The sequence below is a fragment of the Bradyrhizobium sp. Kon37 genome, assembly GCF_055807535.1.
The window spans coordinates 44,659-57,708 of sequence record NZ_JBVVOY010000008.1 but is presented as its reverse complement, the minus strand read 5'-3'; the positions used below and the strand labels follow the sequence as shown (position 1 = coordinate 57,708).

General features: G+C 63.9%; 15 protein-coding genes and 1 pseudogene. 6 read left to right on the top strand and 10 right to left on the bottom strand.

Annotated features, from left to right (window positions below; translation table 11 throughout):
* Window positions 1–22 precede the first annotated feature (22 nt).
* Complete coding sequence (locus tag AC0L3J_RS17655; RefSeq protein WP_473347898.1) at window positions 23–985, top strand: hypothetical protein; 963 nt, start codon at window positions 23–25, stop codon at window positions 983–985.
* A 6-nt stretch (window positions 986–991) separates the two neighbouring features.
* Here AC0L3J_RS17655 and AC0L3J_RS17650 read toward each other — a convergent pair whose 3' ends face one another.
* The 3 genes from AC0L3J_RS17650 to AC0L3J_RS17640 form a co-directional block, all read right to left on the bottom strand.
* Entirely contained in the window at window positions 992–2,692 is a 1,701-nt protein-coding gene (locus AC0L3J_RS17650; RefSeq protein ID WP_473347897.1) for a fatty acyl-AMP ligase, read from the bottom strand.
* Window positions 2,693–2,716: 24 nt separating this feature from the next.
* Complete coding sequence (locus AC0L3J_RS17645) at window positions 2,717–2,971, bottom strand: acyl carrier protein (RefSeq protein WP_473347896.1); 255 nt, start codon at window positions 2,969–2,971, stop codon at window positions 2,717–2,719.
* Window positions 2,972–3,195: 224 nt separating this feature from the next.
* The gene (locus AC0L3J_RS17640) at window positions 3,196–3,966 is read right to left on the bottom strand and encodes a L,D-transpeptidase (protein WP_473347895.1); all 771 of its coding nucleotides are present in this window, start codon (window positions 3,964–3,966) and stop codon (window positions 3,196–3,198) included.
* A gap of 332 nt (window positions 3,967–4,298) precedes the next feature.
* Here AC0L3J_RS17640 and AC0L3J_RS17635 point away from each other — a divergent pair, with 332 nt between their 5' ends.
* On the top strand, window positions 4,299–4,622 hold the full coding sequence (locus AC0L3J_RS17635; protein ID WP_473347894.1) for a hypothetical protein: 324 nt from the start codon (window positions 4,299–4,301) through the stop codon (window positions 4,620–4,622).
* Between the two features lie 49 nt (window positions 4,623–4,671).
* Here the strand turns inward: AC0L3J_RS17635 and AC0L3J_RS17630 are convergent, their stop codons facing one another.
* Window positions 4,672–5,433, bottom strand: coding sequence for an ABC transporter permease (locus tag AC0L3J_RS17630; RefSeq protein ID WP_354060558.1), 762 nt, complete (start codon window positions 5,431–5,433; stop codon window positions 4,672–4,674).
* The gene (locus AC0L3J_RS17625; protein WP_473347893.1) at window positions 5,430–6,353 is read right to left on the bottom strand and encodes an ABC transporter ATP-binding protein; all 924 of its coding nucleotides are present in this window, start codon (window positions 6,351–6,353) and stop codon (window positions 5,430–5,432) included. Before AC0L3J_RS17625 ends, AC0L3J_RS17630 begins: the two co-directional genes overlap by 4 nt.
* Window positions 6,354–6,634: 281 nt before the next feature.
* On the opposite strand from AC0L3J_RS17625, the gene AC0L3J_RS17620 reads away from it, so the two are divergent.
* Window positions 6,635–7,348 carry a hypothetical protein gene (locus AC0L3J_RS17620; RefSeq protein WP_473347892.1) on the top strand — a complete coding sequence of 238 codons (714 nt, stop codon included), beginning with the start codon at window positions 6,635–6,637 and terminating at the stop codon, window positions 7,346–7,348.
* Between the two features lie 402 nt (window positions 7,349–7,750).
* Window positions 7,751–8,740, top strand: coding sequence for a zinc-binding metallopeptidase family protein (locus AC0L3J_RS17615; protein ID WP_473347891.1), 990 nt, complete (start codon window positions 7,751–7,753; stop codon window positions 8,738–8,740).
* 22 nt (window positions 8,741–8,762) lie between these two features.
* Here AC0L3J_RS17615 and AC0L3J_RS17610 read toward each other — a convergent pair.
* Window positions 8,763–9,613, bottom strand: a pseudogene (locus tag AC0L3J_RS17610) (alpha/beta fold hydrolase).
* Window positions 9,614–9,739: 126 nt separating this feature from the next.
* Between AC0L3J_RS17610 and AC0L3J_RS17605 the strand changes: the two are divergent.
* Entirely contained in the window at window positions 9,740–10,357 is a 618-nt protein-coding gene (locus tag AC0L3J_RS17605) for a CGNR zinc finger domain-containing protein (protein ID WP_473347890.1), read from the top strand.
* Between the two features lie 128 nt (window positions 10,358–10,485).
* Entirely contained in the window at window positions 10,486–11,418 is a 933-nt protein-coding gene (locus AC0L3J_RS17600; RefSeq protein ID WP_473347889.1) for a LysM peptidoglycan-binding domain-containing protein, read from the top strand.
* A 67-nt stretch (window positions 11,419–11,485) separates the two neighbouring features.
* Here the strand turns inward: AC0L3J_RS17600 and AC0L3J_RS17595 are convergent, their stop codons facing one another.
* The 4 genes from AC0L3J_RS17595 to hspD form a co-directional block, all read right to left on the bottom strand.
* Window positions 11,486–11,761 carry a hypothetical protein gene (locus tag AC0L3J_RS17595; protein ID WP_473347888.1) on the bottom strand — a complete coding sequence of 92 codons (276 nt, stop codon included), beginning with the start codon at window positions 11,759–11,761 and terminating at the stop codon, window positions 11,486–11,488.
* Complete coding sequence (locus AC0L3J_RS17590; protein WP_473347887.1) at window positions 11,758–11,997, bottom strand: hypothetical protein; 240 nt, start codon at window positions 11,995–11,997, stop codon at window positions 11,758–11,760. The genes AC0L3J_RS17595 and AC0L3J_RS17590 overlap by 4 nt, the downstream gene beginning before the upstream one ends.
* 26 nt (window positions 11,998–12,023) lie before the next feature.
* Complete coding sequence (locus tag AC0L3J_RS17585; protein ID WP_473347886.1) at window positions 12,024–12,341, bottom strand: hypothetical protein; 318 nt, start codon at window positions 12,339–12,341, stop codon at window positions 12,024–12,026.
* A 116-nt stretch (window positions 12,342–12,457) separates the two neighbouring features.
* Window positions 12,458–12,913, bottom strand: coding sequence for a small heat shock protein HspD (gene hspD, locus AC0L3J_RS17580; protein WP_473348026.1), 456 nt, complete (start codon window positions 12,911–12,913; stop codon window positions 12,458–12,460).
* Window positions 12,914–13,050 lie beyond the last annotated feature (137 nt).

The window sequence follows — 13,050 nt, the reverse complement described above, 5'->3', positions numbered from 1 at the left end:
TGATCCCGGCTGGGGGCGGAGCTTGCTCGCGTGTCTGGGCACGTTGATGGCCGCTGCGCTGCTGGTGCTCGCACTGATGGTGGCGGTCGATCCCTATGACAGCGGCAAGCTCGGCCTGCTCGGTATCGACGGCGTCGACAATCGTCTGACCCAGATCACGGCCGCGAGCCGCGCGCGGAATCCGGATTTCAATGCCGCGATCCTGGGCAATTCGACGGCGCAGATGATCGAGCCGACGGAGTTGTCGCGGGCGACCGGCCTGCGCTTCGTACAGCTCTACATAACCGGTGCGTTTCCCCGCCAGGAGCTCGCGGTGCTGGACTTCTTCCTGCGGAATCACCGGGAGGTCGGCGCACTGGTGATCGTGACCGACCCCGGCTGGTGCACGCATGCACGGGCGAAGGAGGAGGGCGGCGTCCCGTTTCCCGACTGGCTCTATGACAGAAGCGTCGTCACCTACGCTGCGCGTCTGATCTCATGGCAGGCCATCGAGCACGCTTTTCAACGCATCAGGATCGGCCTTGGCCGGCGACCGCGGATGAACCCTGACGGCTTTGTCAGCTACGAGGACATCTGGCCGCCGGGCCAATTCAAGGAAGTCGGCTGGCCCAGGGATCCGGCGCCGCCCTTATCCGCCGAGATGCGGTCGACATTTCCCGAGATCGCTGCGCTGGCAGATATCGTCAGGACATTGCCGGCCGATGTGCCGGTCGTGATCATCGTTCCGCCGACCTTCGCAACGACTGTGCCGATATCAGGCACGGAAGCCGCCCTGGAGCGGAGCGCCTGCGACGCCGCGCTGAAGAAAGTGGTCGCGGGCCGACCGCGCAGCAATTTCATCAGCTACCGCGTTGACAACGATCTCACGCGCGACCACGCCAATTTTGCCGACTTCATCCATTATCGCCCAATTCTCGCGCGCAAGATCGAGAAAGGGATCGCTGCGAGCCTGCGCGACGGGGAGAGCGCGAAGATCGATTTCTGAATCGTCTCAGCCGAGCTGCTCAAAACCGCCATCGAGCCAGAGCTTACGCGCCAGCTTGCGCTGGATCTTGCCGCTGGTGGTCTTCGGCAGGGTGCCGGGCCGGATCAGCGCGATGTGGCGCGCGGAGAGTTCGTGGTTGTCGGCGACGGCCTCGCGAATCCGGCCCTTGATCGCTTCGGGGTCGATCGCGTGACGCGCGGTGCGCTCGATTTCCTGGACGATGACGAGTGCCTCTTCGCCGGTCTCGTCCGGCACCGAGAACGCCGCCCCGCAATTTTCGCGCAAAGCTCCATCGAGCGACTGCACGGTGCGCTCGACGTCCTGGGGATAATGGTTGATGCCGCGGACGATGATGAGGTCCTTGATCCGGCCCGTGACGAACAATTCGCCGGTCACGTCGAGGAAGCCGAGGTCGCCGGTGCGCAGCCACGCCCCGTCTTCGCCGGTAATCTGCGCATTGAGCCCCTCGCGCGTCGCCTCGTCGTTGCGCCAATAGGCGCGGGCAATATTGGCGCCGTTCACCCATATCTCACCGACGCGGTCGGCGGGCAGGCGTGTGTGGTTGTCCGCGTCAACGATGGCGATCCGTTCGCCGGTGAGCGCGCGGCCGCAGCCGACCGCGATCTGCGTATCTTCGGCGCTGGAAGGCTCTTCCGCCGCATGCGCCTGCAGCGCCGTGCGGCTCAGGCTGCGTGTGACATGACCGCCGCCACGACGTCCGCCGGAAATCAGGAGCGTCGCTTCCGCCATGCCATAGGCGGGATACATCGCGCGCGGGTCGAAGCCGTGCGGCGCAAATGTCTGAATGAACCGCTGGATGGTTTCCGCATGCACCGGCTCTGCGCCGTTCAGCGCGATCCTGAGCGAGGATAGGTCGATGCCCTCGATCTGGTCGGCGCGATAGCGGCTGACGCAGAGATCGAAACCGAAATTCGGGCTGCACGCCACTTCCGCGCGATAGTGCGAGATCGTGCGCAGCCAGCCGAGCGGCCGCTGCATGAACGCATTCGGTGCCATCAGCACGCAGGTCGCCCCAACATAGAGCGCCTGCAGTGCGTTCAGGATCAGCCCCATGTCGTGATAGAGCGGCACCCAATTGACGTAAGTCGATTGCCGGGTGTTGCCGAGCGCGAGCCGGATCATCTCGAGATTGGCGAGCAGATTGGCGTGGCTCACCATCACGCCTTTGGGTGCGGACGTCGAGCCGGAGGTGTATTGCAGGAAGGCGATGTCGTCCGGCGCCGGCTCGGGTAGTTCGATTGTCTCACCGTCGGCCGCGGCGAGATCGACCTCGATCCAGCGAATGTGCGCTTGCTCGAAGCGTGTCCGCAGATCACCACGGAGCAAGACGGCCGAATTGGTTAGCGCCACCGCCGGCGTGCAATTGGCGAGGATCGCGGCGCTGGCATCGCGCGCGCTGTTTCGCCGCGGCATCATCATCGGCACGGCGATGATGCCGGCCATCAGACAGCCGAAGAATGCCACCATGAATTCGATGCCGGGCGGAAACACCAGGATGGCGCGCTCGCCGGGACGCGCGTTCGCGGTCAGTCGTGACGCGAGCGCGCCCGTGGCATCGTGCAGCTGTCGAAAGCTGAGGACAGCTTCCTCCGCCCCGCGATCGGAGACGAAGACATAGGCGCGGTCGTCGGCCTGCTCCGCCGCACGCCGGGCCAGCAGTGCCACGAGCGAGCGGAAGGTTTCCATGGGTTGCGCCGGCTTCAGCCGCCCTCAGGCGGCGGGGCGGAGTGCGCGCCTGTCGGCGAGAAATCGCGACAGCGCCTCAACGGTCGGATGGTCGTAGAAGTCGTCCGTCGACAGTTCGAGGTCGAGTTTCTCCTCGAGTTCCATCATCAGGTAGACCAGCATCGCCGAATCGAGGCCGAGGCGGCTGAATTTCGTGCCGATGTCGACGCGGTCGCTCGAGACTCGCAGGATATTTGCCAGGGCGGTAACGCAGAAATCCGAAATCTGCTCGCGTGTCATGTCATGTCCCAGAAACAATGGGAACGACAATAAGGGCGACCCCCTGGTTGTCAATTTGGCCGGAACGCCACTGCGTTGAAGGTTGTGGACTGTTGCTTCCTTGCGTCTGCCGGTGCCCAATCCGTGCACAGGCTGGCGCTATTCCTCCGGTCGACTGCCGCAAGCGCCCGCCGCGGCAGCGGCTTTCTGATTCGCTGGCGCGGCAACGCCGCGTTCAGATTGGGTCAGTTCTGGTAATAATAGCCACGCGGTTGGTAAACCTGCCGGGGCTGCGGCTGATAATAGGTGCCGTTGCCCTGATTGTAATATTGCTGCGGCTGCTGCTGATAGACCTGCGCGTCATAGAGCGGGCGGCTGCCGCGCGGCGCCGGGTAGCGCGCGCCGGTGTCGCTGCCGTCGGCCGGATAGATGTAGTTGTCATCCTGCGGCATGTAGCGGCGGGCAGGTGCGGCCTGAGGCGTCAGGTTCACGGGATCGCCTGATGTGGCGTACTGCTCTTCGGCGGGCTGCGGCGCGCGGGCCACTGCCGTGGGGTTGCGGCCACGCGGATTGCGCGCCAGCGCCACCTGCGCCGAGCCGGTCAGCGTCACCGTGGTGTTGAGCACGCCCTGCTGCTGCACCAGCGCGTAGAGCGTCGTGGCATTCTGGCGCGACAGCCGCACGCAGCCATGCGAGGCGGGCGTGCCGAGCCGGCCGACCGAGTCGGTGCCGTGGATGGCGTGCCCGACCTTGGTGAAGAAGATCGCGTGCGGCATCGGCGCGTCGTCGAATTCCTTGGAGTAGTGATCCTCTTCCATGCGGAAGGTGCGGAACGCGCCGTTCGGCGTCTCCCGCGAGGGGATGCCTGTCGACACCGGCCAGTGGTAGCGCGCGACGCCGTCGACAGCGACGGTCATCTGCTGATTGTCCTTGTCGACGGTGATCTCGACCTTGGCCTGCGCGGTGCCCGCGCTCAAAAGCATCAGGGAGGTGAAAGCAATAAAAAACGAACGCATCTGACTTGTGGCCTCCGGCCTGTTCACACTAGGCGCCGCGGCTCTCCGTCCCCCGGCGTGCACTATGCCTGCAATCCGGCTTTCGTTCCAGCGGCCTGCAAAGCTAACCTTATTGCCATCGTTAACGGGACGGCCGGCGTAAGCAAGGCCGCTTTGTGCCGCAAAGCCAGCGGCGGCGCTGACATTTTCGCGAGCAGGAGATGCGTTCATAATGCCGACAATTCATCAGAATGGCGCAACCATCCGGGGCGCAACCATTTGGCCGCATCGGCGTTGATGATCGCTGCCTCGACCGGCGGCTTCCGCCGCCGGTTTTACCTTTGGGAATGAAGATGAACAAAGTTTGCGTCGCCGCCGCTTCTCGGCCGGCCGGTCTGCCTTTCCGTCTGCTCTTCGCTGGCGCCGCCGTTCTGGCCGCGCTGGCCTGCATCCCACAGCCTGGCCATGCCCAAGGCATCGTTCGGGGCGCCCAGGAAGGTTCTTATGAAGGCAACCGGATAGCCGGCCCCGTCGGCGGCGTGGTGGGTGGCGCGGTCGGCGCCGGTGTCGGCGGTGCCGTCGGCGCGGTCGAGGGGGTGTTCGGCATTCCCCATCGCGGCCACCGCCGCTGCCGCGGCTATTACGACGGATACAACCGCTTCCACGGCTATCGGTAACCCCTGGCGATTCCGGGGCGCGCGCGTGCCCCCGGAATGACGGCCGGGCTCAGTTCTTCAACCGATATCCCGTGCGGAAAATCCACCAGATCGCGACCAGGCAGATCACCAGGAACGCCGTCGTCATGCCGATGCTGACGGCCATGCTGACGTCCGCGATCTCGTAGAAGCTCCAGCGGAAGCCGGAGATCAGATAGACGACCGGATTGAGCAGCGCCACCGTGCGCCAGGCGGGCGGCAGCATGTCGATGGAATAGAAGCTGCCGCCGAGGAAGGTCAGCGGCGTCACCACCAGCATCGGGATCATCTGCAGCTTTTCGAACCCGTCGGCCCAGATGCCGATGATGAAGCCGAACAGGCTGAACGTCACCGCCGTCAGCACCAGGAAGGCCAACATCCAGACCGGATGGTGGATGTGCAGCGGCACGAACAGGCCGGCCGTGGCGAGGATGATCAGGCCGAGGATGATCGATTTGGTCGCGGCCGCGCCGACATAGCCGAGCACGATCTCGAAATAGGAGATCGGCGCCGACAGGATCTCGTAGATCGTGCCGGTGAATTTCGGGAAGTAGATGCCGAACGAGGCGTTGGCGATGCTCTGCGTCAGCACCGAGAGCATGATCAGGCCCGGCACGATGAAGGTGCCGTAGCTGACGCCCTCGACCTGGCTGATGCGCGAGCCGATCGCTGCGCCGAACACCACGAAATACAGCGAGGTCGAGACCACCGGCGACACGATGCTTTGCAGCAGCGTGCGCCAGGTGCGCGCCATTTCGAACAGATAGATGGCGCGGACAGCGCGGTAGTTCATGACGCCCTCACGAGATCGACGAAGATGTCCTCGAGCGACGATTGCGTCGTGTCGAGATCGTTGAAACGGATGCCGGCGGTGCGGAGGTCGCCGAGCAGGCTGGTGATGCCGGTGCGCTCGCCCTTGGTGTCGTAGTCGTAGACCAGCGTCGCGCCGCCGTCGCAGAGGTCGAGCTCGTAATGCCTGAGGCTCTCCGGCAGCGCATCGAGCTTGCCCTGCAGATGCAGCGTCAGCCGCTTCTTGCCGAGCTTCTGCATCAAAGTGGCCTTGTCCTCGACCAGCACGATCTCGCCCTTGTTGATGACGCCGATGCGGTCGGCCATCTCCTCGGCTTCCTCGATGTAATGCGTGGTCAGGATGATGGTGACGCCGGATTGCTGGAGCGTGCGCACCACTTCCCACATGCCCTTGCGCAGCTCGACGTCGACGCCGGCGGTCGGCTCGTCCAGGAACAGGATCTGCGGCTCGTGCGACAGCGCTTTGGCGATCATCACGCGGCGCTTCATGCCGCCGGAGAGCGTGATGATCTTGCTGTCCTTCTTGTCCCACAGCGAGAGGTCCTTCAGCACCTTCTCGATATGATCGGGATTCTTCGGCTTGCCGAACAGCCCGCGGGAGAAGCTCACGGTCGCCCACACGCTCTCGAAGGCATCGGTGTGCAATTCCTGCGGCACCAGTCCGATCAGCGAGCGCGCCTTGCGATAGGAGGTCTGGATGTTCTCGCCGCCGACGAGGACCTTGCCTTCGCTCGGATTGGCAATGCCGCAGATGATCGAGATCAGCGTGGTCTTGCCGGCGCCGTTGGGGCCGAGCAACGCGAAGATCTCGCCGCGCTTGATGTCGAGATTGACGTTGTTGAGCGCCTTGAAGCCGGACCCATAGGTTTTCGACAAATTGGCGACGGAAATGATGGAGAACATGATGGCCGCAAGTCTGAGGGGGCGAAGGCTGGGGAGGGGAGGCTGGAACCTGCCGGGAGGGGCGGGTCAGCGGAGCCCTGAGATAGGAAGGCCCTTGCGCGGCTGCAATTAGCCGGAGAAAAATGGCCTCGAAACAGGCCCTTCCGTGGCAGGTTTCGGGCAAGTGTTGCGCGATGGTCACGGCTTGGTGCTAAGATCGTCGTTCACGCGGCTCTTTGTTGCGTCTGCGAGCAGGCCATGGCTACGATTCCGGCTGAAGCATCTTCCCAGGGAAAAGATCGATGAGACCGAACGGCCGTCACACCGCTGGCGCCAGCCAGTTGTCCGCCCTCCGTGCCTGGGCGATGGGCCTGCTCCTGCTGTCAGTTGTTGCCATCAGCCCGACCACCGCCAAGGCGGCGCCGAGCCAGGCTGCGGTCGCGACCACGCATGTCTACCTGCTCCGCGGCGTGCTCAACATCTTCTCGCTCGGGCTCGACACGATCGGCGCCCGGCTCCAGGCGCAGGGCATCCCGGTGACCGTCTCGAATTTCGTGTCCTGGTCCTCGCTCGCCGATGAGGCCGCCACCGCCTACAAGGCCGGCCGGCTCAAGACCATCGTGCTGGTCGGGCACTCCTCCGGCGCGACCGCGCTGCCGGACATGATCGCCAAGCTCAACCGTCTTGGCGTGCCCGTGAAGCTCGCGATCGGGCTCGACTCCGTGTTCAAGACCAAGCTGTCGACCGGCGCGGAGCGCTACATCAACATCTATATCGGCGACGGCCCCGGCGAGCCGGTGAAGCGCGCGGACGGCTTTCGCGGCAAGCTCGACAATGTCGACGTCCGCGGCTCCGGCGTCGGCCACATCTCCATCGACAAGAACGAGGCGATCCAGCGCCGCGTGATTGCCGAGATCGACGCCGCAATCATGCGCTCGCGCGCACCGGCTCCAGTTGCCGAACCCGGCGCGCCCAGGCCGGCGCGCTCGGCGGCAGCAACGGCTCCCAGAAATTAAGCCTTCGCCGCAAGCCACTGAATTGACAATGCCGCCGTCACGCTGACGGCGGCATTGTCGTATCTGCACAAGCCAAGCTCGATCACCCGCCGGTCGAGTGAAGGGAACTCGGCACGCGATCTGGTGTTGTCACACCATGACAAGGAAACGAAACGTCGGCCCCATGGCGGTTCAGCCCGAGCGGGCGTGGCCCGGTCGGCCTGTTTCCGAAAACGTCCTTGAGAAAAAGCCGCAACCGCAATCGCGCCAGTTGAGCGCGACGCGAGCCGGCCTGTTGAGGCAGCGCGCGCTGCGAACGCAGCGGGCGCTGCTCGCCGGCAACCGCGACGGTCGCAAGAGTTAAGAGTTCCTCGAATTGACAGGCCGGTTTTCCGGCGTGCCGTCTGTCTGGGGCCAGTCCACGTGAAGTTTTTTCAGTGCCCGTCATGCCGCCATCCTGTCTCGTTCGAGCACGTCGCCTGCGCGAATTGCAGCACCGAGCTGGCGTTCGATTCCTCGCGCATCGACATGACGAAACTTGCATCCCATCAAGCTTGCCGTAATCGCGAGATCATCGGTTGCAACTGGGTTGTCGAGGGCGCGGACTGGTATTGCGCCTCGTGCCGCCTCACGCGTACGATTCCAAACCTCGGCAGCACCCGAAACATCATGCTCTGGCGCCGCATGGAGGAAGCCAAGCGCCGTCTTCTCTATGATCTCGGTCGCCTCAAGCTTCCGCTCGCATCGCGCACCGGCGAACCATTGGCGTTCGACATTCTCTCGGACGAGGTCAGTCCGATCCTGACCGGGCATCTGTCGGGCCTGATCACGCTCAACCTTGCGGAGGCCGACGATGTCGAGCGGGAAGCTCGCCGCGTGGCATTCCGGGAGCCGTACCGCACGTTGCTCGGGCATTTCCGGCACGAGATTGGTCATTTCTATTGGGACTTGCTCGTTGACGGCACGACATTCCAGGCGCCGTTCAAGTTGATCTTCGGTGACCAGGCGCAGGACTATCAGGCCGCGATCAACTCCTATTACAGCCGCGCCGATCGTTCATACGACCGAAGCGGCTTCATCAGCGAGTACGCTACGTCCCACCCCTGGGAGGATTGGGCGGAAACCTTCGCGCATTTCCTGCATATCGTGTCGACGCTCGACTCGCTGGCAGGTTTGCCGTTGTCGCTGGACGAGCGCGCCCGCCAGACCCTGACGGACCCCTATCTCGAGAGCGACTTCGAAGCACTCCTGGCCCTGTGGATGCCGCTCGCTCGCAGCATCAACGAACTCAACCGCTCGCTCGGGATGAGCGACGCATATCCGTTCGACATATCGCCGGCGGTCAAGGGCAAGCTGCATCTCGTCCACATGGCGATCAGTGCATACCGCGCTCAGCAGAGCCTGGCGGCGTAAACGTCGCGCAGGACGACGCCCGTTACGTCAGGAAGATACGAATGCTGTCCGCGATCTCCTTCGCGTGCGTCTCCAGCGCGAAATGACCGGTGTCGAAGAACTGCACCACGGCGTTCGGATTGTCGCGCTTGAACGCTTCGGCGCCGGGCGGAATGAAGAACGGGTCGTTCTTGCCCCAGACAGCGAGGAACGGCGGCTTGTGCTTTCGAAAATAGTCCTGGAAGGCGGGATAGAGTGCGACGTTGCTCTTGTAGTCGCCAAACAAATCGAGCTGCACGTCGTCCGAGCCTGGACGCGCGAGGTAGAAATTGTCGAGGTTCTGGCCGTCCGGTGACACGGTCGTCGGATCGGGGACGCCATGCGTGTACTGCCAGCGCGTGGCTTCCGGCGTGAGGAGCGCGCGGAGCGCATCGCGATTGGCCGGCGAGGAATCCAGCCAATAGGTCTTGAGCGGAGTCCAGTTGTCGCTGAGGCCGTCCTCATAGGCGTTGCCGTTCTGCGAGATGATCGCCGTGATCCGCTCGGGGTGGCTGAGCGCAAGCCGGAAACCAGTCGGCGCGCCGTAGTCGAAGACGTAGACCGCGAAGCGGTCGAAGCCGATCACTTCGGTGAAGCGTTCGATCACGCGTGCGACGCTATCGAACGTGTAACGGAAGCTTTCGCGCGAACCATGTCGGATTGGCCGAAGCCGGGAAGGTCGGGCGCCACGATATGAAACCTGTCCGCAAGCAGCGGAATGAGGTCGCGAAACATATGGCCTGCGGTGGGGAAGCCGTGAAGCAGCAGGAGTTTTGGCGCTCCGATAAGGCCGGCTTCGCGATAGGCCACCTTGAAGCCCTCGACATCCGCGCTGCGGTACGTGATTGAGGCCATGACATTTCTCCATTGGCAGTAACCGTACAAAAGCTAGTTAAGAGGTTACGTCCCGTCGTCGTAACTTGTCAATGGCGTCTTAACTGGTTATCTATGTCCATGCTCCCGACCGGCCAAGGACCGCTCATGGACCGCCCGCCCGCCATGTTCATCGCCGACTCGCTCGGCCTCGACTTCCTCAACTCGGTGGCGACGCCGGTCGATACGCCCGTGGACTGGATCGACGACGGTCATGGCCTGATCGACTGGCTGGCGCAGGCGAAGCTGGTGCCGGCGTATGATCTGCACGCGCTGAAGGCACGCGCCACGCCGGACGAGCTGGACAAGGTCGCGGATCAGGCGCGCGCCTTGCGCGAATGGTTCAGGGGGTTTGTGCGCAAGCATGCGGGCCGGCCGCTCGCGACGGATGCCTTGCGCGAGCTCGGTCCATTGAACAGCCTGCTGGAGCAAGACGAAGCGTTCAGCCGGATCGAGCCCGGGCCTGACGATGGCAGCGCTCTGGCATTGCGGATGAGGCGGCGCTGGCGATCGCCGGAAGCGCTATTGCTGCCGGTTGGCGAAGCCATGGCGAAGTTCGTCTGCGACGAGGACTTTTCCGACGTCAAGGCATGCGAGGGGCACAACTGCACCATGCTGTTCGCCGACCACACGCGCAGGCGCGCGCGGCGATGGTGCATCATGGCGGTCTGCGGCAACCGCGCGAAACAGGCCGCGCACCGCAGCAGGCTCAAGAGCATGCAGTGATTGTGTGTCGAGATGCTGGAATGAGCGCGGATCGAGCCCCGGTTCCGTGCCCCAAATTCCACCCAATCGACCGTCACTAAGCGCCTTTGGGGGAGGCTGCAGCCTCCCGGAGTGGGACTGCTGGACTGATGATCGATTTGAGGCGACTCCTCGCGCTGGCAGCCGTTGCGCTGCTCGCCTTCAGCACCGGGACGGCCGTTGCCTCACCTGCCAAGACGAAGCCCGCCGCGGCCGCGCCCGCGGCGCCGCCGCCCCCACCGTTCGAGCCGTTGCCGCCGCCGAAGATCTACCTGTTCCGTGGCGCCATGGGGCCGTTCTTCTCCACCGGCATGGACCGGCTCGAAGAGAAGCTGACGCAGGCCGGCTTTTCGGCCAACGTCTATGAATTCACCATCTGCCGATGGATCGGCGATCGTGCCATCTCCAGCTACAAGGAAACGCCGGCTCCGATCGTGCTGATCGGGCATTCGATGGGCGGGCTTTGCTCGATCGTCATCTCCGAGATGGCGGCCAAGGAGAACGTCCCGATCAGCCTCGTCATCACCATCGATCCCGCGCATGCGACCGGCGACGTGCCGCTCAATGTCGAGCGCTTCATCAACATCTACCTCTCCGACAGCGTGCTTGGCGGCGGCAACGTGGTCGCGGTGCCGGGTTATCGCGGTCACTATGCGAGCTATGACCTGAAGGAGAACGCGCGGGTCAGCCACATCAACATCGAGAAGTCCGACGACATCCACCGTCAGATTGTCGACATGGTCACGCAGTTGCCGCGCATCCCGCCCCAGACGCAGGTCGATGCCGTGCCGCTGCGCTATCTCGTGCCGGCGAATACGCTGGTCGAATTGTGGGACAGTGGCGTGCGGCTACCGGTGCGCCGGGGCGACACCATGGAGAGCATCGCGGCAGCCAATCGCGTGCCGTTGTGGTCGCTGGCGCAGAGCAACTCGCTGCCGGAGAACGCCACGCTCACCCCCGGCCAGTCCATCATCGTCCCGCGCCACCTGACGCCGCCGGACCCGACAGCCGCCATGGCAACCCCACCGCCCGCACGGCGGTAGGTGGTCAGCAACGGAGATGGCCGGGATGGGCTTGGCTGAGGCCAGGCACCATCCCTCGCGGCGCCTGTCATTCACGCATCTTGTGCTGCGGCCGCCATGTTGGCGCGGGTGTCGCCAAGGAGCGAGCCGTGGCGGATGCCCGGCCCGCCGGGCGATAGGGCGCGGCGAGAAGCATCAGAAACAACGCCCTGTCAGCCGCATATTTGGCGGCCGGACGGCCATTTTCGAAGCCGTGCATGACCAGGCGTCCTTCCGTCGTGCAGACACGCCATCGCCATGTCCTTCGACCGCACTTCTTCAGGAACACTTCGAATGTCGGGAGCTGTTCGGGCATGTCGATCACCCGTGGCTGCTTGCCGTCGGGCGCGTCGTTACATTCCCCGTCACCCGATTCGGAGCCTGAAAGGTGAGCGGAAAGGCGGAGAGGGCGAGCTTCTCGATCGCCGAGCGCTCCTCGGACACACGTCTCTCGATGAACCGCCGTTCGAACTCGGTCAGCTCGGTCTTGAGCAACCGCTGATAGCGGCTGATGTTGCTGCGGTGGCCGCGCAACAAGGCCAGCTCTTCATCGACCATCATCGCAATCCCCGTTGAGCTGTCGTTGCCTAGGCTGCGAGGCCGGTTCGCTCGACGGATCGCGTGCGGACCGGCTTGCCGCCCGGAGGGCCCTTCGGATGGTGGTCGAGGCTCGCGAGCGCTTCCAGAATTTCGTCGATGGTGACGGCTTTGCCCGAGCCGGGCAGCTCCCGCAATGTCGGACTCGAGGCGACACTGGCTGCGTCCGACGCCCAGGACGCGAGGATCGCGCGCTTCTCGCCGATCGACAGCGTTGGATCGGCTATGACGTCGCGGGGACGATCATAGACGGAGCCAGGGTGCAATATCGCGTTCAGATCGATGACGTTGTCGACATGATCGAGCATGAGAGGTCCTCCTCCTTTCTCTAAACCTCTGACTTGCATTCGGGTGCGCGGTCGAAGGCCATGGTCGATCCCGCCCGACGGTCGGGCGGGATCACCGGGTCTCCGACCGACCGAATTCAGGCGGCTTTGCCTTCGAGTTGATGCACGTTGCCGGACGGCGCGGCATTGATGGCAATTCGCCGCGGCTTCATGGCTTCAGGGATTTCCCGGACCAGTTCGATCTTGAGCAGGCCGTTCTCGAACGAGGCGCTGTGCACCTGAACATAATCGGCCAGGTTAAACTGCCGCTTGAACGGCCGCGCGGAAATGCCCCGGTAGAGATATTCGCGTTCGGTTTTGTCCGGCTTGTTTCCCTCGACGGTCACCGCATTCTGCTCGGCCGTCACCGTGACCTCGTTGGGTGCAAAGCCCGCAATCGCGAGCGAAATCTGGTAGCGATCCTCGCCGACGCGTTCAATGTTGTAGGGCGGATAGTTGTCCTCGCCGGCACGCTGTGCCGTTTCAACGAGGTCGAAAAGGCGGTCGAAGCCAACGGTCGAACGCCACAAGGGAGAGAAGTCGTAAGTGCGCATAGCCAGATCCTCCAAGGAGCAAAATGGATACGAACGACACCGGACACGACCGGTGCCCGTCTCAGCTTCCCGACCCAACAGGCGTCGGGAACGCCACCTCTCGGCGGCAGCGGAAAAATAAAAAAAGCCCGTTTTGG

Coding starts and splice junctions, on each gene's coding strand:
- AC0L3J_RS17590 (WP_473347887.1), bottom strand. CDS start 11,997: ATGATGGTCGATGAAGAGCTGGCCTTGTTGCGCGGCCACCGCAGCAAC.
- hspD (WP_473348026.1), bottom strand. CDS start 12,913: ATGCGCACTTACGACTTCTCTCCCTTGTGGCGTTCGACCGTTGGCTTC.
- AC0L3J_RS17585 (WP_473347886.1), bottom strand. CDS start 12,341: ATGCTCGATCATGTCGACAACGTCATCGATCTGAACGCGATATTGCAC.
- AC0L3J_RS17640 (WP_473347895.1), bottom strand. CDS start 3,966: ATGCGTTCGTTTTTTATTGCTTTCACCTCCCTGATGCTTTTGAGCGCG.
- AC0L3J_RS17620 (WP_473347892.1), top strand. CDS start 6,635: ATGAGACCGAACGGCCGTCACACCGCTGGCGCCAGCCAGTTGTCCGCC.
- AC0L3J_RS17635 (WP_473347894.1), top strand. CDS start 4,299: ATGAACAAAGTTTGCGTCGCCGCCGCTTCTCGGCCGGCCGGTCTGCCT.
- AC0L3J_RS17600 (WP_473347889.1), top strand. CDS start 10,486: ATGATCGATTTGAGGCGACTCCTCGCGCTGGCAGCCGTTGCGCTGCTC.
- AC0L3J_RS17650 (WP_473347897.1), bottom strand. CDS start 2,692: ATGGAAACCTTCCGCTCGCTCGTGGCACTGCTGGCCCGGCGTGCGGCG.
- AC0L3J_RS17605 (WP_473347890.1), top strand. CDS start 9,740: ATGGACCGCCCGCCCGCCATGTTCATCGCCGACTCGCTCGGCCTCGAC.
- AC0L3J_RS17625 (WP_473347893.1), bottom strand. CDS start 6,353: ATGTTCTCCATCATTTCCGTCGCCAATTTGTCGAAAACCTATGGGTCC.
- AC0L3J_RS17630 (WP_354060558.1), bottom strand. CDS start 5,433: ATGAACTACCGCGCTGTCCGCGCCATCTATCTGTTCGAAATGGCGCGC.
- AC0L3J_RS17645 (WP_473347896.1), bottom strand. CDS start 2,971: ATGACACGCGAGCAGATTTCGGATTTCTGCGTTACCGCCCTGGCAAAT.